Annotated in this window: 27 protein-coding genes; 4 read left to right on the top strand and 23 right to left on the bottom strand. The window is 69.8% G+C overall.

Features of this window, described 5'->3' with window-relative positions; translation table 11 throughout:
* Positions 1-730: 730 nt before the first annotated feature.
* The 11 genes from IF55_RS33695 to IF55_RS33745 form a co-directional block, all read right to left on the bottom strand.
* On the bottom strand, positions 731-1,003 hold the full coding sequence (locus IF55_RS33695; RefSeq protein WP_030891155.1) for a hypothetical protein: 273 nt from the start codon (positions 1,001-1,003) through the stop codon (positions 731-733).
* Positions 1,003-1,557 (bottom strand): hypothetical protein, encoded by a 555-nt coding sequence (locus IF55_RS33700; protein WP_030891157.1) that lies wholly within the window; start codon positions 1,555-1,557, stop codon positions 1,003-1,005. Before IF55_RS33700 ends, IF55_RS33695 begins: the two co-directional genes overlap by 1 nt.
* Before the next feature lie 401 nt (positions 1,558-1,958).
* Entirely contained in the window at positions 1,959-2,840 is an 882-nt protein-coding gene (locus tag IF55_RS33705; protein ID WP_048832997.1) for a hypothetical protein, read from the bottom strand.
* Between the two features lie 16 nt (positions 2,841-2,856).
* Positions 2,857-4,077 (bottom strand): C40 family peptidase, encoded by a 1,221-nt coding sequence (locus IF55_RS33710; protein ID WP_048832998.1) that lies wholly within the window; start codon positions 4,075-4,077, stop codon positions 2,857-2,859.
* A complete protein-coding gene (locus tag IF55_RS33715; RefSeq protein ID WP_030891166.1) occupies positions 4,077-4,859 on the bottom strand; it encodes a hypothetical protein in 783 nt (260 codons plus the stop codon). Before IF55_RS33715 ends, IF55_RS33710 begins: the two co-directional genes overlap by 1 nt.
* A 3-nt stretch (positions 4,860-4,862) precedes the next feature.
* Positions 4,863-6,884 (bottom strand): hypothetical protein, encoded by a 2,022-nt coding sequence (locus IF55_RS40225; RefSeq protein ID WP_030891167.1) that lies wholly within the window; start codon positions 6,882-6,884, stop codon positions 4,863-4,865.
* Positions 6,885-7,487, bottom strand: a complete 603-nt coding sequence (locus IF55_RS33725; protein ID WP_030891169.1) for a hypothetical protein — start codon at positions 7,485-7,487, stop codon at positions 6,885-6,887. It lies immediately after the preceding gene.
* Positions 7,484-10,027, bottom strand: a complete 2,544-nt coding sequence (locus IF55_RS33730; protein WP_048832999.1) for an ATP-binding protein — start codon at positions 10,025-10,027, stop codon at positions 7,484-7,486. Before IF55_RS33730 ends, IF55_RS33725 begins: the two co-directional genes overlap by 4 nt.
* On the bottom strand, positions 10,024-10,590 hold the full coding sequence (locus IF55_RS33735; protein WP_030891174.1) for a hypothetical protein: 567 nt from the start codon (positions 10,588-10,590) through the stop codon (positions 10,024-10,026). The genes IF55_RS33730 and IF55_RS33735 overlap by 4 nt, the downstream gene beginning before the upstream one ends.
* A 1-nt stretch (position 10,591) precedes the next feature.
* Positions 10,592-10,864 (bottom strand): hypothetical protein, encoded by a 273-nt coding sequence (locus tag IF55_RS33740; protein ID WP_245661620.1) that lies wholly within the window; start codon positions 10,862-10,864, stop codon positions 10,592-10,594.
* Positions 10,865-10,949: 85 nt separating this feature from the next.
* A complete protein-coding gene (locus IF55_RS33745; protein ID WP_048833000.1) occupies positions 10,950-11,987 on the bottom strand; it encodes a conjugal transfer protein in 1,038 nt (345 codons plus the stop codon).
* Positions 11,988-12,266: 279 nt separating this feature from the next.
* Here IF55_RS33745 and IF55_RS41550 point away from each other — a divergent pair, with 279 nt between their 5' ends.
* The gene (locus IF55_RS41550; RefSeq protein ID WP_078645716.1) at positions 12,267-12,692 is read left to right on the top strand and encodes a helix-turn-helix domain-containing protein; all 426 of its coding nucleotides are present in this window, start codon (positions 12,267-12,269) and stop codon (positions 12,690-12,692) included.
* A gap of 421 nt (positions 12,693-13,113) precedes the next feature.
* On the opposite strand, the gene IF55_RS33750 is transcribed toward IF55_RS41550, so the two are convergent.
* From IF55_RS33750 to IF55_RS33760, 3 genes are all read right to left on the bottom strand, one after another.
* Positions 13,114-15,408, bottom strand: coding sequence for a type IV secretory system conjugative DNA transfer family protein (locus tag IF55_RS33750; protein WP_030891182.1), 2,295 nt, complete (start codon positions 15,406-15,408; stop codon positions 13,114-13,116).
* 145 nt (positions 15,409-15,553) lie between these two features.
* The gene (locus IF55_RS33755; protein WP_030891185.1) at positions 15,554-16,120 is read right to left on the bottom strand and encodes a flavoprotein; all 567 of its coding nucleotides are present in this window, start codon (positions 16,118-16,120) and stop codon (positions 15,554-15,556) included.
* Entirely contained in the window at positions 16,117-17,364 is a 1,248-nt protein-coding gene (locus tag IF55_RS33760; RefSeq protein ID WP_030891188.1) for a helix-turn-helix domain-containing protein, read from the bottom strand. Before IF55_RS33760 ends, IF55_RS33755 begins: the two co-directional genes overlap by 4 nt.
* Positions 17,365-17,443: 79 nt before the next feature.
* Here IF55_RS33760 and IF55_RS33765 point away from each other — a divergent pair, with 79 nt between their 5' ends.
* Entirely contained in the window at positions 17,444-17,938 is a 495-nt protein-coding gene (locus IF55_RS33765; protein WP_048833001.1) for a hypothetical protein, read from the top strand.
* Between the two features lie 182 nt (positions 17,939-18,120).
* On the opposite strand, the gene IF55_RS33770 is transcribed toward IF55_RS33765, so the two are convergent.
* Positions 18,121-18,531 (bottom strand): hypothetical protein, encoded by a 411-nt coding sequence (locus IF55_RS33770; protein WP_030891194.1) that lies wholly within the window; start codon positions 18,529-18,531, stop codon positions 18,121-18,123.
* Positions 18,532-18,773: 242 nt separating this feature from the next.
* Between IF55_RS33770 and IF55_RS33775 the strand changes: the two genes are divergently transcribed.
* Positions 18,774-19,205 carry a hypothetical protein gene (locus tag IF55_RS33775; protein ID WP_157854571.1) on the top strand — a complete coding sequence of 144 codons (432 nt, stop codon included), beginning with the start codon at positions 18,774-18,776 and terminating at the stop codon, positions 19,203-19,205.
* Positions 19,206-19,209: 4 nt separating this feature from the next.
* Entirely contained in the window at positions 19,210-19,455 is a 246-nt protein-coding gene (locus tag IF55_RS33780; protein ID WP_030891199.1) for a DUF7848 domain-containing protein, read from the top strand.
* 211 nt (positions 19,456-19,666) lie between these two features.
* Here IF55_RS33780 and IF55_RS37965 read toward each other — a convergent pair whose 3' ends face one another.
* The 8 genes from IF55_RS37965 to IF55_RS36135 form a co-directional block, all read right to left on the bottom strand.
* On the bottom strand, positions 19,667-20,470 hold the full coding sequence (locus tag IF55_RS37965) for a RapZ C-terminal domain-containing protein (RefSeq protein WP_078645718.1): 804 nt from the start codon (positions 20,468-20,470) through the stop codon (positions 19,667-19,669).
* On the bottom strand, positions 20,467-20,721 hold the full coding sequence (locus IF55_RS33795) for a hypothetical protein (RefSeq protein WP_030891202.1): 255 nt from the start codon (positions 20,719-20,721) through the stop codon (positions 20,467-20,469). The genes IF55_RS37965 and IF55_RS33795 overlap by 4 nt, the downstream gene beginning before the upstream one ends.
* A gap of 5 nt (positions 20,722-20,726) precedes the next feature.
* The gene (locus IF55_RS33800) at positions 20,727-21,155 is read right to left on the bottom strand and encodes a hypothetical protein (protein ID WP_030891205.1); all 429 of its coding nucleotides are present in this window, start codon (positions 21,153-21,155) and stop codon (positions 20,727-20,729) included.
* A 77-nt stretch (positions 21,156-21,232) separates the two neighbouring features.
* Entirely contained in the window at positions 21,233-21,640 is a 408-nt protein-coding gene (locus IF55_RS33805; RefSeq protein ID WP_030891208.1) for a hypothetical protein, read from the bottom strand.
* 41 nt (positions 21,641-21,681) lie between these two features.
* Positions 21,682-21,882, bottom strand: coding sequence for a hypothetical protein (locus IF55_RS33810; protein WP_030891211.1), 201 nt, complete (start codon positions 21,880-21,882; stop codon positions 21,682-21,684).
* 97 nt (positions 21,883-21,979) lie between these two features.
* Positions 21,980-22,897, bottom strand: a complete 918-nt coding sequence (locus tag IF55_RS33815) for a DUF4097 family beta strand repeat-containing protein (protein WP_048833002.1) — start codon at positions 22,895-22,897, stop codon at positions 21,980-21,982.
* Positions 22,898-23,090: 193 nt separating this feature from the next.
* Complete coding sequence (locus IF55_RS33820) at positions 23,091-23,729, bottom strand: hypothetical protein (protein ID WP_030891215.1); 639 nt, start codon at positions 23,727-23,729, stop codon at positions 23,091-23,093.
* An 11-nt stretch (positions 23,730-23,740) separates the two neighbouring features.
* Positions 23,741-24,274 carry a hypothetical protein gene (locus IF55_RS36135; RefSeq protein ID WP_030891218.1) on the bottom strand — a complete coding sequence of 178 codons (534 nt, stop codon included), beginning with the start codon at positions 24,272-24,274 and terminating at the stop codon, positions 23,741-23,743.
* Positions 24,275-24,374 lie beyond the last annotated feature (100 nt).

The raw sequence follows: 24,374 nt of genomic DNA on the forward strand, positions 1-24,374 counted from the left end.
GGTCTGTACCATGCTTCGCATGGTACAACCGGTGATCGGCTTCGCCGATCACCTGACGGCGTTTCACGCCGTCTGCGGGCTCCGCTTCGCGGAGCCGGGGCCCCCGTTCCACGGGGGCCGAGAGGCGCCCAAGAGGCCGTTTCACGGCCTCTGAGCTGCGCTTTTGCCGCTTCGCGGCTAAGCGCCGCCGCTTCGCGGCGAGGCTGGCAGCGAGGGGGCGGGTGGGGGTCTGTCGTTCCGTTTCGGCTCGAACTGACAACCGATAAACCCGCTTTCCTCTCTCGCTTTTCTGTTGTTGCTCCAACATAGCCTATCTCGCATTGTTTATCAAGGGGGGGTGGTCGCCACTTTATGGGAGGCTTTATCGGAGTCTATTCCAATAACCCTGAAAGGGGTTATTGGATATCGACCAAAGGTCGATTCCATTTGCCCCGCAGGGGCGGGCCCCAAGGCGCGAAGCGCCTTTTAGGGGGGCCCACCGCGCTAGCGGCTGCCCGATAGGGCAGGATCTTTTCCGCCCCCGTGGCCGAAGGCCACTTAGGGGGGCGGGCTTCCCCTATGGACCCGCGAAGCGGGGACACGTCCGCCCGTGCCCGAAGGGCACTTAGGGGGCGGACCAGCCCGAAGGGCTGTCGATTGGCCGCGCATTTTGGGCATGGAAAAAGGGTGGCGATTCCCGCGCCACCCTTTTTCTGTTGCCTAGTTGTTATCTAGGCCGTGTCTCCTCCGGTCACTCCTCGCCCTCTTCGGCGACTTCGGCCTCGTAGTGCATGTAACCGGCCGAGACGAGGCACTCGGGCTCGACGTCGTTGAGTCGTGCGAGGTGGAACAGGTCCGCGAGGAGGTCCCCGCCAACCTCCCTGAGCTCGTCCTCGCCGACGTTGAGAGTGCCGTCGAAGTAGTTCTGTCCCGTCTCCTTTCCGAAGGCTTCAAGAGCCTTGAGCGCCCAATGGGCGCGGGTGCGGTTGGCCTCCTCGGGGCCCTCGTCGTAGATGCTCGTCATTAGTTCCACCCCCACCAGGAACGAATTTCCTCGACGGTCTCGCCGTAATTTTCCTCGACCATTTCCGCGAACGAGGAACCCGGATTTGCGAGGCAGAAAAGGGCCCCGTTTGCCGCGAGGTTGATTGCGTCCGTTTCCCCGCCGCCGAGGTTGAGGGCTTCAATGACCATGTCCGCCCCCTCATTCACTGCGGTGTGAATCTGGTCCTCGGTGTATCCGAGCCGAGGCGCGGCGATTCCCGCACGCCGAGCGTCGATGTATCGCCCGAGGGCTTCCGTCGCGCTGATCTGCGAGACGATCCGCGCGTATTCGGCGTTCGGGCACTGGTCGGAGCTGAGGAAATCCTCTACCGCCTCCATAAGGTCCGTGAGGGCGGCGGCGGGGTCCGAGACGTACCCGAGGGTTCCGTCGGCTCCCACGGCCCATACGTCGGTGCCGTCGAGGTCGATATCGGAGACGGCGAGGAGTTCACCGCATCCGATGCACTTGAACATTCCGTCGGCCTGAATACCGAACGGGGATTCTGCGCACGAGGCACAGATGATTGTCACCATGGGGTCACCTTTCGGGGTTGATCTTCCGTGGCGGTGACCAGGAAGCCACGCGGCGCCCCGTGTGCTTTTTGGCCCGGTGCGCGCCGTAGGCGCAGGGCCAAAAACTTTTCCGGTGAACGCGCCGAAGGCGCCCGGAAAAGCGGTCCGCGCTTGCGCGGACTGAATCGCGGTGAACGCGCCGAAGGCGCCCGCGATTCACCCGCAGGGCCCGCCAGGGCCCGGAGGGCGGCCCTCGGGGCGCCGTGTGGCAGCCTGGGCACCGCCACGGAAGAAAAGGGCCCGTAGGGCCGCTCAAGGGCCTCGCTGCGCCCTGCTGCGCCGCTCCCCCCGCCGTGCTGCGCCCGAACGCGCGAGGACCCCCCTCCCGGCCTGCGGAAGGGGGGTCCTCGGGTGTGCTGCTGCTACGCCGCCCCGTGCCGTGCTGCGCCGCTCTCCACCCACTGGACGACGTCGCGGGCGCGCAGCTCGTCGCCGTCGAGGAGGCCGAGGAGGCGCTCGGAGAGTTCGAGGGCGGTCTCGGCGTCCTCTGCCCGCAGGTAGCGCCATGCTGCGTGGGCGTTGCGGATCACTCGCGCGTTGTCCGTCTCGGGCTGCGCCTTGGCCTCTCGGCGGCGCTCGGCGGTGTCGAGGAGGAGCTCGGTTACTTCGGCCCACTCCCCGGACTGCGGGGCCTGCCGCGCGGTGAACGCTGCGCGGACTGTCAGCACGTTGACGGTGTACGGGTGCAGGGGGCCGTACTGCTCGGTGAGCGCGGTCTCGATGCGGTCGGCGGTGATGATGGCCTCGGCAAGCCTGCCGGCCTTTTCGTACGCGCGGAGCTCGCCCCAGATGCCGGAGTATTCGGCCGGCAGGACGGCCGCCCACTCCGGGGACATGTCGGGGCGCGGCTCGGCCGCGGTGGGGGGCCTGTTGACGGCGGCTTGCTGCGCCCGCTGGACGGTGGGGGCCGGGGGCGAAGTGGGGGGCGCTGGGGTGGCCTGTGCGGGCACCGGGGCGGGCGGCGGGGTCGGTGTGGGGTGCGGGTGGTCGAGGGTCGTCACGGTGCCGTCTACGGCCACGATGAGGGGCCAGGCCGACCCGTCCTGATCCTTGGCCACGGCGCGGACCGGGCGGCCGTGTAGCGCGGCCTTGATGCGCACCTCGGCAAGAGCCGCGAGGCGGGCCGCGTCGGCGTCGCCACCGCTGGTGATTTCCTCGCCGTCGACTGTGGCCGTGCCGGACGAGCTGAGGGTGATTGTGTAGACAGGGGTCGGTGGGATCTGGTCGGGGTCGATGGTGCTCATGGTCTTCTTTCTCCGCCTATCCACCCTTGGGGAAATAGGGCGGGGCCCATCCGAGATAGGTAGCGCCCCACTTGGTCTCGATATCTGTTGCGTCGACCACGTCGATATAGCCGGGCCGAACGATATCGTTACTGGCGATTTTCCCGCCACCGAGATATACGGCGACATGTCCCGCCCGCTGTCCGGTGTCCCAGTACATCAAGGCACCCGGGGGCGGATTCCTGTCTTTGTCATGCTTGAGGGCAGGCGGCATTTCCTTGTAGTGGTCAATCGCGTACGGGACTCCGGAGAAGTTCCAGCCGTACACCACGGCAACGAACGCGAGGCAGGCGCGATACCACTCGCCGGACCCCGTTTCTGCCTCGTTCCTGGCCCACTTGATCGCGGCCTCGGTGCTGCGGGGGTTCTTGACTTGGTTGGGCCATGGGGCGTCGCCGTCGTGGAACGGCTCCCCCGGCTTGCCGGGCTTCCCCGCCCCCTCGTTGTCGGTGAAGCACTCTTCGGGCCCCTCGGCCTGGTCGTCGCCGTTGGCGGCGTCGTCGGCCTGGTCCTGGTCCTCGTTGCCGGCGCCTGCCTCGCCCTTGCGGTCGAGGTCGATACCGGCCTCTTCGGCGATCTCGCGGGCGGCGTCCTCCTGGCCCGCGTAGAGGTCCGGGTGCGCGGACCGCTGCACCTTCTGCGCGGCGTCGCCGGGGGCCATGGTCTGCCACCCCTGTATGTCCGTCAGCCCGTGGATTCCGCGGGTCGACTTGGGGTCGTCGCCGAACAGGAACATGCCGGCGGCGTACTTCGGCTGCATGATCTGCGTCTTTGTGCCCCACCCCTGCGAGGGGCGTTGCTGGAACAGGCCGACCGAGTCGAGGTGGCCATGATCCAAGTTGAGGAGCGTCGACTCCTGTAGAGCGGTCATCAGGGCGACGAGGGTTGCGCGTCCGGACAGGCCGCCGTCTGCGGCCACCTGATCAATGGTCTTGGCGTTGGCTATCTGGTCTTGCCGGTAGTTGGCGCCGCCGGGGTTCTGCGCGGTCCCTTCGCCGTCGTCGTCGCCGAGGTCGACCCCGGGGGTTCCTCGGCCGCCGCAGCTATCGGCGAACGCCTTCCCTCCGATGCCGGCGCCGAAGACGCCGACGAGTAGAAGGAAGATCAGGAACCCCACGGCGCCGACGGCCCCGGCCTTGATAGCGAACCCGCGGCCCGCCACCTTGGCCAGGGCGCCGAGCGCGTCGCGTCCGTCCACTACAGCCCCAGAATCCGGGAGGCGCGCCAGGCGTCACCGCTGGGGTTGGTCAACTCGACCTGTAGAACGTGCTGTTCGTCGTAGGCGGTGTATCCCTCGACGTGGACTTTGGCAGTGACCTGCCGCCACACCCTGAGTGGGGTGTCGACTGGTAGACCTTCCTTTTCTGGGACCGGCCCCGCCTTGATCGTGGTCACGGTGGCCACCCCGCCGCGGCTGACGAGCTTGTCCCATGCCGGGTCGCTCGACGAGGCGAGGTTCTCGACGAGTGCCGGCGCCATATAGGGCGCGGCCCGCAGGACGGGTGCGGAGTGGTCCCCGTCGGCCGGGGGGTTGCGGGTGAGGTACCGGCGGATTGCCTCCTCGGCGACGTGTTCGGGCTCGCTCAGGTCGGCGGCCGGGGACGGCGTGGAGCTCGGGGAGCTCGTCGCCGTCTCGTCCGTTCCTGGCTTGTCGTCCTGCGCGGCCGGGGTGGGGCTCGCGCTCACCGAGCCGGCGGGCCGGTCGCTTCCGCCGGTCAGTCCGGGCCACAGCCACCGGGCGCCCGCGCCGAGTCCGAGGATCAGGGCGACGATCACCAGGGCAGCCGTCGGCTTGATCGGGTCTCGGCGGCGTTCCTCGCGAACCCACTGTGTGGTGCGGCGGCGGGCGTCGGCGCGGTGTGCCTTCCTGGCACGGCGGCGTTCACGGCGGCGGCCGGTGTCGACCTCCTCGGGGTAGTCCCATGAGCGCAGGATCTCGCGCCACTCCTGGGGGGTGCGGCTGTCGTCGTTCTTGGTCATGCGTCACCCCTTCGGGGTCCGTGGTGCGGGTACTGCGGGACGTCGGGCGGGCGCTACGGCCTTGGGCGGTGGCGTCGTGCTCCTGGCGGGCCGGGGCGCTGCGGGCCGGGGAGGCGGCCCGTTGGGGGTGCTGCGGATGACGGTCGCCTGAATCACCTTCGGGCCGTCGCCGGGCGCCGAGGGCGGGAGGGCCTGACGGAACCCGCCCGGCGTGGGGGCTGTGCCGGTCTCGGGCCGCAGGACGGCGCTCGGGGCCCTGCCGCCCGCTGTGCCGCCTGTCCCTGCGGTTCCTGCCGTCCCCGTAGGGAGCACGGGGCGAGGCCGGGGGGCGGGTGAGGGCGGGATCGCGGCGGCGCCCTTGCCGGATGGCGTGGCGCGGTCGCGGTCTCGGTCGAGGGTGATCACGGGGCCCGTGTCGGCGCGGCCGGCACCGACGGGAAGGGCCGGGCCCGGGTCGGCCGGGAGGGGCCGGGGGGCGGGCGGGCGCTGCGGTACGCGGGTGATGGTGACGCCGTAGTCGTCCGCGGTGCCTCCACCGCCGGGCGGGAGGGCGCCGCCTCCACCGCCACCGCCACCGCCACCGCCTCCACCGCCGCCGCCGCTGCCGCTCGGTCGGCGACGGGTGGTGACGGGCTGGTAGTCGTGGTCACTGCCGCGTCGGCGGCCTCGGCTGCTGTTGCCGCCGCCGAGGGCCTTCGCGGCGAGGAACCCGGCCATGGCGCCGCCACTGGTCCCGCTCACGCCGACGATCTGTGCAATGACGGCGCGGAACTTCATCGCGACGATGGCGGCGGCGATCGAGAGGCCCGAGGTCGGAAGCCACCCGTACTCGTTGAACATGGCGGTGCACGCTGCTTGGACGGATAGCACCGCGCCGAGGACCAGGGTCGCGATGATGCTTTCGAGGGTGCGGGCGAGGACCTGATCGAACCATGCCAACCCCCATTGCCGGGGGCGTCCGGGAATCACCCAGAGGCACGCGAAAAACACTCCGGTCAGCAAGAGCATTAGAGCGCCGAGGAGGCTCGCCAATGAGGTAAAGGCGAGCATGAGGACCAGGGCGGCGAACAGGATCACGGAAATGAGCGCGGGCAGCGTGACCATGATCCGGCCGACCGGTGAATGCCCCTGACGCCAGGTCACCGAGTCGCCGCCGACCGCCTCGTCGGTGACGTTGTCTTGCAGCCACTCTTTCCGCTTGTCTTTGTCGGCGCCTTGCTTGAGGAGGTCGTCGCCGTACTTCTCGCACACCTCGAATGAGCCGAATTCCGCAACACACCAGGGCGTGGCGACATATGAGCGCCACACGGCATCCGAGCTCTTTCGGAGCATGTCGTCACGGCCGTTGCCGGTGAACTTCGGCTCGTGGTCCATCTCGAACGGGAAGTCGGCCGTGCCGTCCCCGATGCCGGCGGATGCGGCGTCCATGGTGACGCTCGCTCCGACTGTGCGGGCGGTGTCGATGCCGCTCACCCACGTGCCGGGGCTGGTCAGGAGGGAGATCGAGACGACTCCGGAGATCATCACCCATGCGATTTGGGAGAGACCGCCCTCGCCGCCTCCCTGGCGGTTCTTGGCGAACGCGACGAGGGCCCCGACGGCGAGCGCACTCGGGAGGAGCGTTGCCGTCATGCCCTCAGCGGCGCCGCCGATGCTCTTTGTGATGGCGTCCTGAAGCGGCGGAATCGAGGTCAGTTGGAAAATCCACTGCACGATGACGACGCACGCCGTACCGATCACGGCGATTAGGGCCATGCAGATATCTGCGATGGCCTCGGCCATCGGGTCGAGGACGTCCCACTTTCCGAAATCGGAGTCGAGTTGCCAAAGGTTGGGATTGCTGTACGTCTCGTACAACGTCCCTTGCCCCTCGGGGACTTTGGAGTCCGGCGAGGGCATGAGATCGCCAATTCCGACGGGGTCGATATCGGCGGCTTGCGCGTGCCCGGCGAAAACCATGAGTGTGGTGAACGCGAACATCACGGGAATGAGTACGGTCCGCATTCGCGGAGTGGTGACGAGCATTTACCCCCCTGACAGGGCGGTACGGACCGGCGAGCCGTGGCCCATATCCCCCGCTTGTACGTCCTCGTGCTGGTCGACCAGCCAGGAACCGCCCTCGCGGACCAGGCGCAGCGCGCGGCGCGTTGTGGTGGCCTCCTTGCCGGGCCACTGCACGGTGTAGGTGATCAGGACGCCGTATCCCGCCGGGTGGTCCTCAACGGCCGGGACCTGGACGACGTCCGAGGCGGACACGGGCCCGGTGTCGGCCCGCTCGGGTCCGCTCGACGAGGGCCTCGCCCGTGGCGTCGGGGTCGAGCCGTCGGCGTAGGTCGGCGGGGAGTACGTGGGCGAGGGGCTCGACTCCTCGGGCGTCGGTGAGGAGCTCGGGGTGTTCTCGGCGACGCACTCGGCGACGGTGCCCCCGCGCAGCCGCGCCGAGCTCATCGCGCACCAGTCCTGCCAGTCCTGCCGGTTCTTGGCCTCCTGGTAGGAGCGGGCCACCTTGAGGACGGCGTCCGTCGGGTCTGCCGGCGGCTTGCTCCCCGCCTTGTCCTTCCCGTCCGAGGAGCACCCGGCGAGCGCCAGGGCACCGGCCGTGATCAGTACCGCCGTGGCCCGCTTCATGCGGCCCCCTTCTCCATGTCAATGCCGCCTTGTGCGGTGGCCTTCGGGGAGGTGTCGAGGAGCTTGAGGAGTTCGAGGCTCGGCACGTCCCATTGGACGGTTGCGCAGGAGAAACGGCGGTCCCTGATGATGCAGTGGCCGTGCCGAATCTCGCCGTCGGGCAGGAGGCCGACGGACTGAATCAGGGCGCGGGTGTGGTCGTTCTTCGGGAGGCCGAGGAGCTCGGCCAACGCGTCCTGTTGGTCCTTGGTGGTGAGCTGGAAACCGGCGACGGTGGTCAACTGCTCGACCACGCCGACGAGTTGAACGAGGCTCTCGGGGTCCTGCGTGTCCAAGAGGAGCGACGTCGCCAGGGCTCGGCCAACACGGGCGATGTAGGAGAGGAACGAGGCACCTTGCCGGGTGGCGGTGAGAACGTGCACCTCGGGGACACACACCGCCTTGCGCAGGCCGCGCAGGTCTCGGCGGCCTGCGGTGGTGACCCCGTAGGCCAACATCGAGTGCATGAGTGCGACAGAGAGGCGCTGGAGAGGGTTCCACTCCTCGCGCGGCGACTCGGCGCCGGGCAGGGAAAGGCCCGGCATCTGCACCACCCAGATTCCGGCCGAGGGTGTGAGCGGTTCCGTCTCGCCGGTCGGGCGGCCCATGAACGGGGCGCCGATCGCGTTCCGGCTGAGCTCGTAGAGGGCCTCGCCGGTTTCGCGGGCGAGCTCGTCCTCGTCCTGGCGGAGGTACTCGATCACCTTCCACGTAGCGGGGTCACCCTTGGCGATCACTTCGTTTGTGGCGCGGGTGATCGGCGTCTCGGCGCCCCGGGCGCGCAGGTGCGGCGGTACGGCAATGCTGAGCTGCGCCGGCACTTCGACCTGTGCGACTTCGGCGCCCTCCTTGGCCAGGAGCTTGAAGAGGTCGGCGAACCCGGCGAACTTCGGGCCGGTTTCGACGAGGTGCGCGTTCAGCCCGTACGCCTTCGCAGCCGTGACAACGCCGCCTAGATCGCCCTTGAAGTCGAGCGCGAGGCAGTACCCACCGCGGAACCCCGCGTCGAGCATCGAGAGCATCATCGCCGTTGTCTTACCTCGGCCTGACCTGCCGATATAGGCGGTCGTCGTCGCGTCCCCTCGATCCGATCCGGCAGTGACGTCATTCCGGAAGACTCCGGGGGTCGAGCCGGTCAGGTACCCGACGATGGGACCGGAGTCGTCACCGACGCGGGCGCCGCCCCAGAACCAGGAGCCAGACAGGGCGGTGACGTCGCGGGTGTGGCCGAGGTCGGGCACCCGGAGTTGGTCGCCCGGCTGCGTTTCGAGCCAGAGTTCGCGCTGTTCCTCGTCGCCGACGGTGACCTCGATCCCGAATCCACCGTAGTGGGACACGACGGCGTCCACACGGGCCCGCAGGTCGTCAAGGCTCTTGGTGCTGGTGACGACGAGGCGGGGGTGATCCTCGACGAGGGTCACGTCCTCGCGGCCCATGGCGAGTTTCAGCTCGGCCATGGCGCTTTCGGTCGACTCGATGTCGAGGCCGGGTTCCTCTGCACTGTTCTTGGCCGCCGACCGGCGCTGTTCCTTGGCGAGCTTGCGCGCGTCGTCGACCTTCTTGAGGGCCTCGCGCTTGGGCAGCACCTTGAACCGGACACTCGCCTCGGGTGAGACAGGCAGTATCAGCGCCGAGGCGTCGACGTTGGCGAGCTCCTCCTCGTCGAGGTCGGGCACGTAGTTGATCTCGGAGAGGATGCGCAGCCATTCCCCGCTTCCGGGGCTTTCCATGACGGCCGGGAACCCGGACATGGACAGGACCGACACCCACGCCGAGACGTCGCCGGTCGCGTCGACCACGCGCAGGTGATCGGGGAACGGCAGGATGCGCCCCCTCGTCAAGGCCGCGAGCTTGGCGCCGCTGATGATGCCGGCGTTCGCTGCGGGCAGGGGCGCGGCGCGGTGCTGCTCGCGCGAGATCATCCAGGCGAGCATCTCGACCGAGGCCGGTTGGGCTTTCCACGGGCTCGATTCGAGGCGGCGGCCGAGGCGGCGCATCGTCGCGTCGAGCTTGGCGAGCTCCTTGGAGCTGACGGCCGAGGACGCGATCCCTAGACCTTCCTGCACTCCCCGGCGGCTGAGCTTGGCGGCCTGCCCGGTGCGGTCGGTGATCCGGACGCCGAGGAGGAGGTGACGGGAGTCCAATCCGATCTGGTCGAGGCGCTGCACTCGCAGGTCTGCCCACGCGCGCCAGTTGCCCGCGGTGAACATCTCCTCGGCCTCGGCGGCGTAGTCCTCGGCGTGCAGCGGGGACCACAGAACGCGGAGGTGGCACTCGTACCCGGCCAGGGTCCGCGCGAGGGCACTGTCGGCCTGGTCGAGTTCACCGTCACGGGCGACGGTGCTCATGAGGTCAGTGTTCGAGCTCGCCAGGACGTACCAGGCTTCCGCGTGACTGTCGGTCACGCACAGTCCGTCGGCGAGGGCGACGTACTGCGGCGGCGCGGCCGAGCGGTCGCCCCCTACGCCGAGGAACGTCCCGATCCTCTGCGCGATCTTCATGCTTCCCCCTTGTGGTGCTGTAGTGCTTTGCGGCCGTGGGCTTTCACCACGGCGTCGGGGCCGTACAGGCGCGGCTTTGCGTTGAGGCGCAGCGGTGCGCCGGCACCCTGCGGTACGTCGTCGTCGCCGAGCCACCGCTCGACGAGTCCGCCGAGCACCGAGGAGGCGGCGAGGGTGTCGACCTTGCCGCCCCACCGGGCGCGGCGGCTGATCCATTCGCTTCGGGTCGCGGCCCGGCGCCCGCCGCAGATGATCGGCCGGTGTCCGAGGACGAGGTACCGAATCGAGATCGACCAGTTGGTGATGTTCCATCGGCGGTCGGTGCGGCGGCTGCGCTGCGTGCCGTAGACCACGGTCAGGAGCGGCGGCAGGAAGTAGATCGTGAACGTGATCCGCGAGGGCAGGCCGAACACGAGCAACAGGGAGCCGGTCCACACGATGTAGAGGGACAGGCCGAGGAGGAGCGCGCGGCGGGGGATGCCCTCGCCGAGGTCCATCCCGAGGAGCTCGTGTTGCCGGGTGTCGAGGCTGAAATGGTCGGTGTAGGTGTGGCCTCGCCGCATGTCAGGCGGTCCCGCTGACCTTGCCCCATACGCCGGTCAGGAAGCCCTGTACGGCGTCGGGGGCCCAGATGATCGCGCCGACGAACACGGCGCCGACGCCGAGCGTGATCATCTTCCCCCACTCGTCCTTGATGAAGTAGCCGACGGCCCGGATCGCGAGGAACGCCGCGAACAGGTTCCCGACGACAATCAAGATCCAGTCTTTGAGTTCCGCGCCCGTCGTGAGCGGGGCCGCCAAGATTTCGTGCGCTACGGGTGGGATGCGGTGTGCCACGGGTGTTCCCCCTTGAGTGATTAGCAAGCTGACCAGGAGTTATGACGGGTGCTCATGTTCTGTGAGCTGGGGACATACGCACCCGTCAGAGAGTGCCGCCGCGCACGTCGGCGACTTGCCACCGCGCAGCCTCGGCGCTCGACACCCGAGTGAGCTCTACGCGGTAGGTCTGCTCGACCGTGCCCTCGCCGAGCGTCCAGGAGACGCGGGCGGTACCGGTCCGGTCGTCGCCGGTCCCCTCGTCGATGGACCACGTAACGAGGCCCTTGTACTCGACACCTTCGGGGAGAGGCGGGACGCTCGCGCCGGGCGCGGTGACGGCTTCGGTGTCGCCGCCCGCGTAGGCGCGGAAGAACTGTTCGACGGTGCCCTCGGTCGACGCCGCGAGCTCCTGATCGGTCTTCGTGGTGGTGAGGTCGGGCGCCTTGGGGCCCTTGGTGGGGATGCCGACGAGGCCCGGCTCCCCCGTGACGATGACCCGCCCGGAGGTCTCTACGACCGGCACGTCAAGGCCCACCCACCGGGCGGGCGACTCGGGGGCCGCGGCCTTCTTCTTGTCCTTGCCGGACGGCGCGGGCGCTTCGGTCTTGATCAGGACGTCTACCCGTACGCGTGCTTGATGCTGACTGCCGGGGGTGACGGCGCCCGGCTGGACGGCGAGCACCTCCTGACGGCCGCGCCCGTCCCACCCGATCGAGGCGTCGGAGTTCTCGGGCATCAGGGCGGCCAGGAGCGCGGCGCGGTCCTCGGGCTTGTCCTGGTCCCACGCGAGGTAGGCCCGGCTGAACCTCGCGGCGACGGCCTGCGCTTCGGCGGTCGGGTAGGTCGGCGCGGCCGTCACCTTGGGGGCGGGCGGGACGTCGACCTTGGGCGGGATGAACCAGGCACGGACACCCGTCACGGCGGCGAGGAGCAGCACGAACCACACAAGGCCGCGCCCGAAGCGTCGGGCGAACACGGCGCCCGACTTCTCGTCTTGGGGAACCCACGGGGCGCGCGCCCCGGCCGCCGCGGACCGCTCGGCGGCGGAGGCCGGGGCGGTGTTCTTCTGCTGCGCGGCGAGCTCGGCGCCGGCACTCTCCCACGGGTTCGAGGGGCGCGTCTGCTGTGCCTGCGGGGGCACGGATGCCGGCGCTTTCTTGCTCTGGTCCGGCGTGGGCTCCGGTAGCCCTGCGGCCTTCCGGAGCATGGTCCCAAGCGACGGCATCCCGCAACCTCCCCCAAGTCAGGGCGCATTGAGCGCATTGGTGATCGACCCTATGCCGAGGGTGATCACAGCGTCAAAGAAATTCGCATGGCACATGCACCGGCTGTAGCCGTCCTGTGACGTGTTGCCAACGCGAGTGATCACGGACCGCTAGAGTGCGGCCCCATGTTGAGAACGATCGGGGGGGCATGACGGGTGCGCATACGTCGCGAGCGGCTGCGCGAATTGCGCACCCGGCGTCAGATGACGCAATCGGACGTGGCCGAGCTCCTCGGCTGTTCACGCGGTGCGGTTTCGACATGGGAAACCACCGGTCATCCCCCTAGACCGGCAACTATGCGCGCACTTGCCTTTCTTTACGGCGTCACTGTCTTCGACCTTATCGAGACCGAGTTACTTGATCTCAGAGTCATGCGATCCGTTTCCGGTATGCGCCAACGGGACGTGGCCGAGCTCCTCGGCGTTCTCCCCTCGACCTATTGCGATGTGGAGACGGGGCGGCGCGATCTACCCGCGCGGTGGGTTCCCATTATTTCCGAGGCTTTCAGCGTCCCCATGGAACTAGTAAGAGGTTTATCCCCGAGCGCTCGAAACAAGAGCGGCGGCGGCGCAGGTAATTGATACCTGCACCGCCGCCGCTCTTTGCCCGGCCTCGACCCCTCCTTACCGCTTAGCGCAGTGGGATAGCCACGACTCGGCGCATTTTCTGTGAATTGCATCCATTGCGGTTCCGGCGCCGCCATAGTAGATGACCCCTAGCGGGTCTTCCCGAATGGCGCTCATCCTGAACAGACTTTCCGCATGGGGAGCCAAGTTCCGCATTAGCGCATTCGCCTGCCCGTTATCGAGAGGAGGGACGGGAACACGATAGTGCCAACCAGAACCGACGAGGACCGGAGTAATCTCGGCGGACTCATCCGCCGCATACATGCGCGCTACGCCATGGAATAGATCGATCGAGAAATACGCCGCACGCCCCCTCGACAGTTCGTTACCGGTCTCGTCGAGGAACTGACACAGGAACCCGCTCGCGGTTTGTGCGTCAGCCATTTTTGGCCCCTTCCGACTGCACCTCTGCGGAGTCCTTGCGAGAGCTCGGGTTGTTCTCTTCCTGCCACTTTCGCCACTCGGCGAGCCACTTTGTGAGCTCCTCCTCGGAATAGTAGGAGGTCTGCCCGTCCGTGATTCCCTCGGGCGGTGTGATCCCTCGCGTGGCCCCCCGCTTGAAATACGTCCGGACCGTGGACGCCTTCCACGGGAGAATTCCCTTTGCGTGCGCGTCGGCAAGGCTGAACGTATCGGGGAGCTTCTCCTCCTGGTCCTCGACGAGCTCGGGGACGGGCCCGGTGCCGGCGCCTGTCGCGCCCCCTGTCGCGCCCGCTGTCACGAGGACCCCTGTCGTCCCCTGTGAGCTGGGAGAACCCCCCGTGATCCCCCTGTGTGCCGAGGAGGCGACACCGGCGAACGCGACGGGTCCGTGTTCGCCGCCGGGGAGGAACTTCGCGGTGGCCGCGGTGGCGTTCACCTCGACGAGGATCTCGGGCGTGATCCATGGGGCCATTTCCCCGCGGTCGAACCATTCGGGTGCGGGCGGGCATTGTGCGAGGTACGCGCCGACGTCGGGCGTGATGTAACTCGGCTGAATCTCGCGGACGTACAGGTAATCGGCGTCGGGGGCCTTTTGCTTGTCCGTGTAGGCGCCGCGCCCCTTGATTTTCGAGTTGAATCCGAGAACGGGTGTGCTCTGCCCGAATGCCACACTCCAGGAAACACGGTCCTGCTGGCCTACGGCGATGCGCGTCCCAATCTGCGCCCGCTCCATCGTTCCGCCGAAAAACGCGTTCGCGAACTGCTGCGTGCCGACGACGACACGGTGATTCGACGAACGGCCTTGCAGGAGGATAATCGCGAGCCAGTCAAGGAAGGGCGGGGTTCCCTTTCCCTTGATGCCGTACCGCCACCAGCTATACGCGAGCTTGATAAGCGTCGGGAGCTCATCGACGACGAGCGTCCTTGATACGAGTTGACTCCTCAACTGCGGATCGGCGTCCTTTTCGGCCGCCGCCTCGGCCGCCATCATTGAGGCGAGGAACTCAGCAAAAGCGGCGATGCACTCGCGCGTGGTCTTGTGGACGCGCACGCCCGAAAACCCTTCGGCTTCCTTGAGGCTGTTCCGCTTCGTGTCGAGAATGTCGATCAGCTCGCCATTCTGCCGCCCGTGCACGACCGGGATATAGAGCACGGTCGATTTACCGGAACCGGTGTCACCGGCCACACCCCAATGCGGCGTTGCCGTCTGCGTCTCGATTACAGCGTCTACGATGCTGTCGCCCTCGATCGCCCGACCGATGAATACGCGGAACGGGTCTCCGGTCGACCTCCACGGGACATAGTCGGGGAGGACGGGTTTCGGCGTGGGCGCAGGCTTGGGCGTCCACTCGGCGAAATGCTCTTTCGTCGTGCGCTCCCACCGGGACACCCATTCACCGGGTACGCGTTCCTCGATAACGCGCTCAATGGCGGCGACGGCCTCGGGTCCGCCCATCCATTTAGCGGGCAGGCGCAGCACGATTCGAGCACCGTCGGCGGTCATGTCGTCGGGTACCGATAGCCACCGCTCCCGGGGCTCGGTCTCCTCCATGCGGAGAATCTGACGGACTGCCACCCACACGCCAGGACCGTAGATTTGTCGATCCGTCCACACGGGCGATACGCGCCACCACCCGAGACCGGCCGGGCTGGTGAGTGCGGCGACAATCACCGCCCCCGCGACGGCGATTAGGACGAGCTCGGTTACGGCGGGGGCGCGCCACCATCCATAAGCCACCAGGAAGGGCGACAGGCGGACCGCTGAGCGCGCAGCGCGCGGCCATCGGTGCCAGGCGGCCAGGACGCGCCCGAGGCCGCGCAGGGCGCCCCACAGCACACGCACGGGAGCGGTGAGCGCCCGGACGATCCGGCGGGCCGGGCCGGTCTTGCCGAGCGGCACGGGCGGCGAGGAGCTGCTCGACGCGGAGCCGAGCTCGGCGACGGGCGTCTCGGTCTTCTGGTCATCCGGGAGCGGGGCGCCGGCACGCCACCATGTGGCCTCGCTGCGCGGTGTGCCGTTGAGCTCGCGGCCGGAGACGTACCGGCCGATGCCTGCGGCCACGTTCCCGAAGAACCGTTCAATGGAGCGGTTGAACTCGGCGCGCTCGGCCGGTGTCCCCTGGTTCGCGAGCACCGCGAGAACGATCATCACGGCGAACAATCCGCCGCCGCCGAGGCCGAGCGCGCCCCCGGGGACGTCGTGAAGGAGCTCGCGGACGTCCGGGAGCTCCGGTAGGGCGGTTTGCACTCCTCCCCCTCTCTGTTCCGCACGCCCGGCGGTACAGGGCGTGCCGTAGTGATCCTCGCGCACGGGTGTGTCAGGGCGCCGCCCTGTTCCCTGACACATCGACGCGCCCGGCCCCTCGGGGACCGGGCGCGGGACTGCGGGCGGGTCAGGAAGCGTCGGGCGCGGGGAGGTTGTCGAGGGCGAGCTCCCACGGGTACGCCTCGACGTCCCCGTGTTTCGGGCGGTGCGGGCGGAACCCGCCCTCGCCGCCGCCCTGGCCGTCGTCGAGGAGGACCCTCACCCCTGCCTCGCGCAGGAATGCGACGCTGCGGGCGAGCGCAGGGTGTCGGGCCTGCGCGTTGTTGAGGTACGGGAGCGCGACGAGGGGAAGGTCGAGGCCGATTGCCTCGGTGACCAGGCCGAGGGCGAGGGTGTCGCTTATGCCGGCGGCCCACTTGTTGAGGGTGTTGAAGGTGGCGGGGGCGACGAGGAGGGCGTCGGCGGCCGGGAGCGCGTCGGCCTGACTCGGGAGCTTGTACGTGTGGCGCACCGGGTGCCCGGTGGCCTCGCGCAGCTCGTCGAGCTCGCCCTCGGCGTCCTCGGTGGCCCACCGGTAGGCGGAAGGGGTGAGGACGAGGCAGACGTCCCAGCCTCGGGCCTGCGCGGCGCGGATGCCGGTACGGGCGTGACGGGCGGGCGGGGCGGCGCAGGTGATCAGATACAGGGTTTTCACCCGGGCAGTCCACAGCGCGCGGCGAGCGCCCGCAACCTCCCCTCGGCGTTGCCTGTCCCCAGTAGGCGCAGGTCGTCGACGAGTTGGCGGGTCCGCGGGCGGCAGTGAACCTCTTCCTCGGCTTCCCGTTCGGCATCGAGGAGCACCCCGACGGCTTCCTCGCGCTTCCCGGCCTGCGTGTAGGCGCGGGCGAGGTCGGCGAGGTGATGCGCGCGGCGCTCGCGGGGGAGCTCCGCACGGGCGGGCTCGGGGATGCGCAGGGCGACGGCGACGGCCTCGGCGCCCTCGGCGAGCTGGACGTGTGCGGCGACGCGGTACAGGGCGACATTCGTCCGGCCGAACGCGGTCCACAGTGCGTTGCCGTCGCCGTCGTCGCCGAGCTCCTCGGCGTGCTCGTCGGCCTGGTCGAGGAGCTCGGGAACGGCGCGGGCGGCCTGCGCGGCGCGGGCGTCGTCACGGTCGGCGGCCGTCGCCTTGGCCATGGCGGCTTTGAGGTAGAGCATCCCGAGCGTGGACAGGCCGGACGCCCCGGAGCGGATGAGGTCGGGGCCGAGGCGGTCGGCGGCGGCCGTGGCGAAGTCGGCGGCGGCGTGCGGCTGTCCGTGGTTGGTCATGGCGTCGGCCAGGTGGCGGGCGGCGCTCGCCATGATGACCGGATCGCCGGATCGTTCGGCGGCGAGCACCGCGCGGTGTCCGGCGATGTGCGCGAGGTCCCCCGACCCGAACTTGATCGCGGCGGCCTCGGTGAGCTGTAGGGCCATGGACAGGGCTCGGTACGCGGCGAGCTGGTCCTCTCCGGTGTGCCGGGCGGCGGCGCGGTTCGCCTCGGTGAGGAGCTCGGGGACCAGGCGGCCGAGGCTGGCGAATGCCGAGGACTGGAACGAGGTCCAGCCGTACGCCACGCGGCGGCGCAGCGTTTCGACGTCGAGCGGTTCGGCGCCGTCGGCGTCGGCGGTCCCCGTGATCACGTCGTGCCGTTGGAGGGCGGCCCGGATCTGCTCCAGCTCGGCCGCGTCGACACACTCGACGGTGGGCCGGTCGGCGAGGAGGTCGGCGAGGTCGATCCCGAGGACACGGGCGGCGGACTCCAGCACGGAGAGGCGGGGGTCTGCCTGCCGTTCGCCGCTTTCGAGTTGCTGCACCCATCGGCGGGTCTTGCCCATGAGGGCGGCGAAGTCGACTTGCGTGATCCGGCGGCGCTCTCGCCAATATGCGATGCGGCGGCCGACCTTCCGAGCGTCCATGGGCTCTACTCCGGGCCGAGTGCACAAGGCGCACAGACTGTGCGCCTACATTCCGTTGTACGCGCCTTACCGTCCGGATATGGCCAAGTCCCAAAACACCGCCCAACCGAGTTGGGCCGCGCTCCTCGACCTCGACGCCGACACGTACGCACGCCTGCGATATGCCGGCCGTTCCGCTACGGACATGGTGGCGGTCGGTCAGGCGTGGGACACGGTCCCCGCAGGGTGGGAGGCCCTCGCCGTAGCGCCGCTCGCGCGGGGCCTGGCGGCGCTCGACTGCCTCGGCCTGCCGCTCGATGGCGGGTTCCCGGTGATCGCCGATCACGGCCGATGCGAGCTGATCGTGTTGGTTGAGGAGGGCGCGCCCGGCCCGCTCGCCGAGCTCCAGGGCGTGCGCGTGCTCCGCTCCGGGACGTCGTTCCTCCTCGTCCCGTTCGGGGAGGTGGGCGGGTATCACGCCGCATGGCTGAGCCGTCCAACGTCGGGCCGGGCACGGTACGTTGACCCGTCGGCGTTGCGTGACGCCGTGCTCGCCGCCGAGGCGGAACGCGCGGAGCACGCTCGCGCCTGCTGACCCCGTGTGCGGCTCCTCCCCCCGTGGGGGCTGCGCACGGCCGCCGAGGGCCCCCGGAGCTCGCGCCTTGCTCCGGGGGCCCTCTCATGCCGCAGGGCGCCCGCTCCGGGTAGGAGCGGGCGCCCTGCGATGATGTGGGCCGAGGTCCCCGGCAATTCCCGTGCCGGGGACCTCGGCCGTTCTCACGCCGCCTTGGGCGGGCGGGTCTCGACGTCAGCCTCGGCGGCGCGGGCCTCGCCCTCGACGGCCGCCGCCTCGGTGCGCTGCGCGTTCGCGGCCTCGGCCGCTTCCCCGGCCTTCTCACCCTGGCGGGTCACCCATGCGGCGATGGCCTCGGGGCGCTGCGCGGCGGGCAGGCAGCCGCGGTGCCGGACGCGGTCCCGGCGCATGTGGCTGTAGAACATCAGCCCTTCCCACCCGCAGAGCTCGCAGCGGACGAGCCAGTGCACGTCACTGCCGGGGTATCCGGCGAGGGGCGTCCACGCGGTTTCGGCGAGGCGGGCGAACGCTCGCGCGGCGCTCTCCTCGTTGCGCCTCTGGTTCCACGGCCTTTCGAGGAGGTTCTCGGCGAGGTACGGGGTAATGACCTGCATCTTTCGGGCCTTTCCTTGCGGTGTGCTGCGGCTTTCTGCCGCACCCACACCCTTGCACACTTGCAACTCAACTACAAGTTGTGTTGCAAGTAATGCCGCGCCTCACTCGCCTCGATCGAGGGTGCCACCAGGGGTTATGACGAAAGGTCATTGTTTGTGAGCTGGGGGCATATGGGGTTGCCCGCACAAGGCGTACACACTGTGCGCCCACGGCGCGCCGGTCCGCTCATACGGTGCCGGACATGGCGCATTCACAGCACGTCCCCCCGTCCCCTGATCAGGGCCCCGAGCATCTGCCCACCCTTCGGCCGGCACCCGGTCCCGAAGTGGTCCGAGTCGAGGGTCCGGCCTTCGCACATGACCTCGTCCGCAGCCTCGACGAGGCGAGCGCGGCCGTCAGCTCACTGCCTGCCCTCGGCCCGTCCGCCGACGTCTCGGTGAGCGCGCTCACCGCACTCGTGTGCACCGGCTCAACCCCGGCCGACGCGCTGCAAGCGGCGGCCGAGCTCGCCCGGCAGGCACCCACCCTCGAACCGCACGCCCTCGCCCTGGCGAAGATGCCGGGACCGGTCGAGGGCATGTGGGAATGGCACATCACCATGACGGTCAGCTCGCGTGATCCCGTCACCGGGGAGTACGGGGGTTCCACCCATCACGCGGACCGGCGGCGGTGAAGGCATGACCGTGCGCGCCCGATACCGGCTACGGGACTACAAGATCACGGCCGACCCCGTCACCCCTCCCAGCCATCAGGCCGTATGCGTGACCGGCGAAGACGCCGACTGCGGCGCCGATTCGGACCACCAGGAGACCGAGGCCGCCGTCGAACGGTGGATCGCCGAACACACCCGGGACACGGGTCACGACTTCTACCGGCGGGCCCGGTGGGACTTCGTCAATACGGAACCGGGGGCGTGGCGGTGACCAGCGATCGGCAGCAACGACTTTGGGAGCGCGCCGAGCGGCTCCGCATAGCGGTTGACACCGTACGGGCCACCCGGCGGGCCATCGCGCAGGAACGAGGCACACGCGGCGGCGGGGGGCCTTCGTAGCGCCCTCTCCCCCGCAGCACGCGTGAGCGCCCGACCCCCTCGGCAGGGGTCGGGCGCTCACATGTATCAGCTGTAGGCCGGGCCTATCGCTCGACGACGGCCCGGTGAATGTCGCGGTGCTCGACCGTGACCCCGGCGCCGTAGTGCATGGCGAGGTGGTTGACCATCGCGGCCGAGCGGTGACGTCCTCCCGCGCAGCCGACTGCGACGCGCACCGGTCCGGCCGAGGGACCGGCGCGGAAGGAATCGACGGCGGCCAGGATCGCGCGGGCGAGCTCGGGGACACCGGGGGTGGCGAACACCGTGCGCGTCACGAGCTCGTGCTCGGCGGTGAGCTGTCGCAGCTCGGGGTTCACGTGGGGGTCTCGGAAGTGCTCGCGCATGTCGATGACGAGATCCGCCTCGGGAGCCGGGCCGTGCAGGAATCCGAAGCTGACGAGCTCGACCTCATCGGCTCCCCCGACGGTACGGCCGAGGGTCTGCCGACGGGCGTCGGCCAGGATCGAGGCGTGATCGAAAGCCAGGTCTCCGGGCTCTTGCAGCGGCACCCACCGCACGGCCGCAGCGTCGTCCCCGGCCGTGGCCGTGGTGCCGGCGGGCACCGTCACGGCGTAGGCCGCGGTGACGTACCGGCCTCGCGGATCGCGGTCGGGGTGGTCGTAGACGCCGATCAGGGTCAGATCCTCGGCGGCGACACGAACCCCCGTCTCCTCGAACAGCTCCCGCACCGCAGCCGTGAGGGACGTCTCCCCGGGGTCGACGTGCCCACCCGGAAATGCGAGCTGCCCCTCGAAGGGTGACCAGCGCCGTTCGATCATCAGGACGTCGGCGCCTCGGATGCACACCACGTCGGCGGTGTAGCGGATGACTTCGGGATTGTCGGTCATGCTTTCCCTTTCTCAGCTTCGGTCCGGCCTGCCTCGGTGATGCGGAAGAAGTGCGGGTGTCCGCGGTGCTCGTGCCCGGGGTCCGGCGCCCCCTGTACGTGGCCGCAATCGTCGATCGAGTCGGCGAGGCCGAGTTCTTCGAGTGCGAGCTCGTCGGCCTTGGTGACGCTGCGGGCGTCGATGCTGCCTTTGGGGTGCGCGGCGGCCAGGCGCAGGGCGGCGAGCCGGTTCGGGGTCAGGCGGGGCGGCACCGGGGTCAGTCCCGGACGGCGAGGTACGCGGCGAGGCCCTCGGCGAGGTGGTGTGTTGCCTGGTCGAGGAGGTACGCGCCGCCGAGCGGGCCGCCGAGCTCGTAGAAGTTGGCTTTCCCGGTGGCCTCGGCCGTCTTGCGGACCGGCCAACGGCGATCAATCACGTAATGCGTGGCGCCGGACAGGGCGAGCGCGGCGGCGATGCTGCGGGGCCGCAGGCCGAGGCCGAGGAGGCGGTTCCCCACCAGAAGCGCGGCGCCCTGCGTGGCCACATACGAGGCGACGTGTCCCGCGAGGGCCTTGTGCCCCTCGGCGCCGGGCTTGGCCTTGTGCTGCGCCTGGTGGTCGCTCTGTACCCAGTGGTCGGCGACGTCGGCGGCGATGCGGAGGAGGGCGTATACGGCGGGGTAGGCGGCGGCGCGGTTCACGGTCATGGTGGCGAGTCCTTCCGGTTGGGAGCCGGGGCCCCGGTCGGGGCCCCGGCGGCGGGGTGGGCGGGGAAGTGCCGGCGCTAGCTCTGCCGGTCGCAGCCGTGGGCCTTGGGGTCCGCGAGGTGGGCCTCGAACGCGGCGGCCTCGTACGGGGTCCACAGACGGGCGGTGATCGTCCGGCCGCAGTCCTCGCAGGACCAGGAGCGCGGGCCGTTCAGTCGTCCGTACGCGAGCCGGTGCGCTCGCTCGGTGAGGTCGGTCACCGTGCGGTCGACGGCGGCCAGGGCGACGATCCCGGCGACGACGACGCACGCGACGCGGGCGAACCCGCGGACCTCGTCGGCGAGCTGCTGCTCGATGAACCACGCGGCCGTGAGGGCGGCGGCGGCCGGAACGAGCGTGTGCACCAGGCCGAGGCCGAGGAGGCGCAGCCGGGCCGAGTTCTCCGTGATGGTGTGAAGGACGTTGCTGCGGGTGGACGTGTTCATGTGGTCGGTTCCTCTCGGTGGGGCGGGCGGGTGCTGGGGTGTCAGCGGCCGGTCTTGCGCAGCTCGTGCGCGTGGCACAGGACGGGGCCGATCAGGAGGGAAATCCGGTTCACGGTCCACCGGCCCTCGGTGAGCGGGCCCGGCTCGACCTCGTCCACGATTCGGCCGGTCCTGCCGACCGCGCGGGGGTCGTCCTCGCACGCCGTGATCTCGACCTCGTCACCCGCGTTGAACTGGGGCATGGCTCCTCGATCCGTTGTTTGGGTTTCGGCGAGCCGGGCCCCTGGCGATTCCCGCGCCAGGGGCCCGGCGGTCTCGGGCGGAACGCCCGGGGCGTGATCAGAAGGAGCGGCGGCGGGGGCTGCTGCTGCCGGAACGGCGCTGCGGGGTGCGAACGCGGCCGGACATGGAGTTGGCCTGTACGTCGAGGTTGTCGCCGAGGGCGGCCTCGGTGGCGGTCACGGTGACGTCGCCGCTCATCGTGCGGGCGCTGAGGTCCCCGCCCGCCGTCGCGTGAACGTGAATGCTTCCGCTCATCGTCTTGAGCCGGGCGGTTCCGCCGAAGTCACCAATGCGGATATCGCCGCTCATGGTGTTGCCCTCGACGACGTCCGTACGACCGAGGCGGACGTCGCCGGACTGCGTCTTGGCGGTGATCTGCGCGGCCCTGTCGACCACGACGTCACCGGACTGCGTCGAGGCGTCGACCCTGGCGACGTGTCCGGCGCGCACGTCGCCGGACTGCGTGTTACCGGTGACGTTGAGGATCGCGCCCTCGGCGATGACGTCGGCGGACTGCGTACGACCGATGACCGAACTGCCCTCGGGGACGGTGGCGGTGATCTCGATGGGAGAGCTGCCGTTGATGACCGTGGTCCCGCCGTTGCCGCTGATGCGGACGCCGTTCACGACGACGTCGCCGCCGACGATGGTCATGCCGGTCACTGATCCGGTGACGGTGCCGAAGGACTGGTAGACGGACGTTCCGCGCCTGCCGCCGCCCGTGATGATCGTGGTCCCGCCGCTGGTGCCGCCCTTGCCCTCGACGCTGACGTACAGGCCGGTGCCGGACTGGCGGAGCGTGGCCTCCCGGACGGCGTCGGCGGCGGGGCCCTCCTCGTCGGCGGTGTGAACCGTCAGGGTGGCCCGCTCGCAGTCGGCGGCGGCGCGGACGGTGATGGTGCCGCCGTGGCCGAAGAGGGCGGCGTCGATGGTGACGGGGCCGGTGTTCTCGGCGGCGATCTTGCGAGTGGTCATGTGGCGATCTCCCTTTGTGTGGGCGGTGGTTGGTCCGCGGCTTCCGGGCCGGTGCCCGGTGGTGCCGTGGGGTCCACCATGACATGACTTGCAGTCCAACTACAAGTCCAACTGCAAGTTGACTTGAAACTGCCGGACATGGTGGCGCCCCCGGGCCGGGGAACGGCTCCCGGGGGCGCTGGTCTGTGCGGGGTCAGTCCCCGTCGGCGGCGCCGTGCATCTTGCGCTCGTGCCGGCGTTCTCCGTAGGCCCCGGCCTCCCGGATGCCGTCGCGGGCGGCGCCGATGCCCTCGCGGCCGAGGTCGGCCACCGAACCGACGGCCGAGGCCCCGGCGGTGGCCACCTGCCCGGCGGCGGCGGCGGTCTGGCCGACGGCGCCCGCCACAGCGGCGACGGCGCCGAACGCTGCGGCGAGACTGCCGCCGGTCGCGCGCCCGGCGGGCTTGGCGGGTCCGGCCGGGGCGGTCTGGCCGGACTTCGCGGCGGCTGCGGCTGCGGCGCGGGCGGCCTTGGACTGCGCGGCGCCCTGGCCCTTGTTGACGAGGACACCCTCGATGGTTCCGGCCTTGAGGACCAGGCGGAACGGCTTGCCCTCCTCGGCCTGCGCGATGGTGTGGAGCTGCGCCGTGGTCAGGTTCTCGACCTGAAAGAAGCACTGCGCCCGGCTGCGGCGCTTGCCCGAGGCGTCGGCGTGCATCTCGCCGCACGTGGCGTTGATGACGCCGCCCGAGGGGATGAGCGTCAGCTCGCGCGGCGTGCTGCCTGATCCCCGGCTCGGGCAGCGCACCGCAGCACCGCCGACGGTGAGTTTGCGGATCTTGAGCGCGGTCATGTGCGGGGCTCCTATCGGTTGCTGATCGTGGCGGTGGCGGTGGCCTTGGCGCGGCCGAACAGTCCGGCCGTGGCGGTGGCCGTGGCGGTGGCGGTCTGCCTCCCGCCGCTCCGGCCGCGCTTGGCGACGGCGGCCACCAGGGCGAAGACGAACGCGAGGACAACGGCGATCTTGGCGAGGAGGACCAGGGCGGCGGCGAGGGTGGCGGCGGCCTCGGCGAAGAACTTGAGGGCGTAGGCGGCCAGGGCGAACGAGGCGGACGCCGAGACCAGGAGGAGCGCCGTCGTCTTGGCCCACGCGGGGACGGCGGTCGAGGCAGGGGCAGAGGCCGCGGGCGCGGTGCCGGCGGGGGCGGAAAGGTCGGCGTACTGGTAGATCGTGCGGCCGTCGAGGGTGCGGACCTCAACCACGGTCGGAAGGGCCTCGGGGGCGGCGGCGGGACGGTATTCGGCGGGGTGGCCCGGCATCGGCTCGGGGCGGTAGAGGGTGACGGCCTCGGCGCGCGTGTGGGTGGCCTCGGCGTAGGTGCGGGCGGTGTTTTCCATGATCGACGGCGCTCCTCGGCATGATCGCTTTGCGTGGGTTTGTGAAATCAGTACGGGCCGGGTCGGATCGGGTTATCGCAGGTCAGAGGCCCGTACGGGG

The sequence above is a fragment of the Streptomyces varsoviensis genome (genome assembly GCF_000718635.1).
GTDB lineage: Bacteria > Actinomycetota > Actinomycetes > Streptomycetales > Streptomycetaceae > Streptomyces > Streptomyces varsoviensis.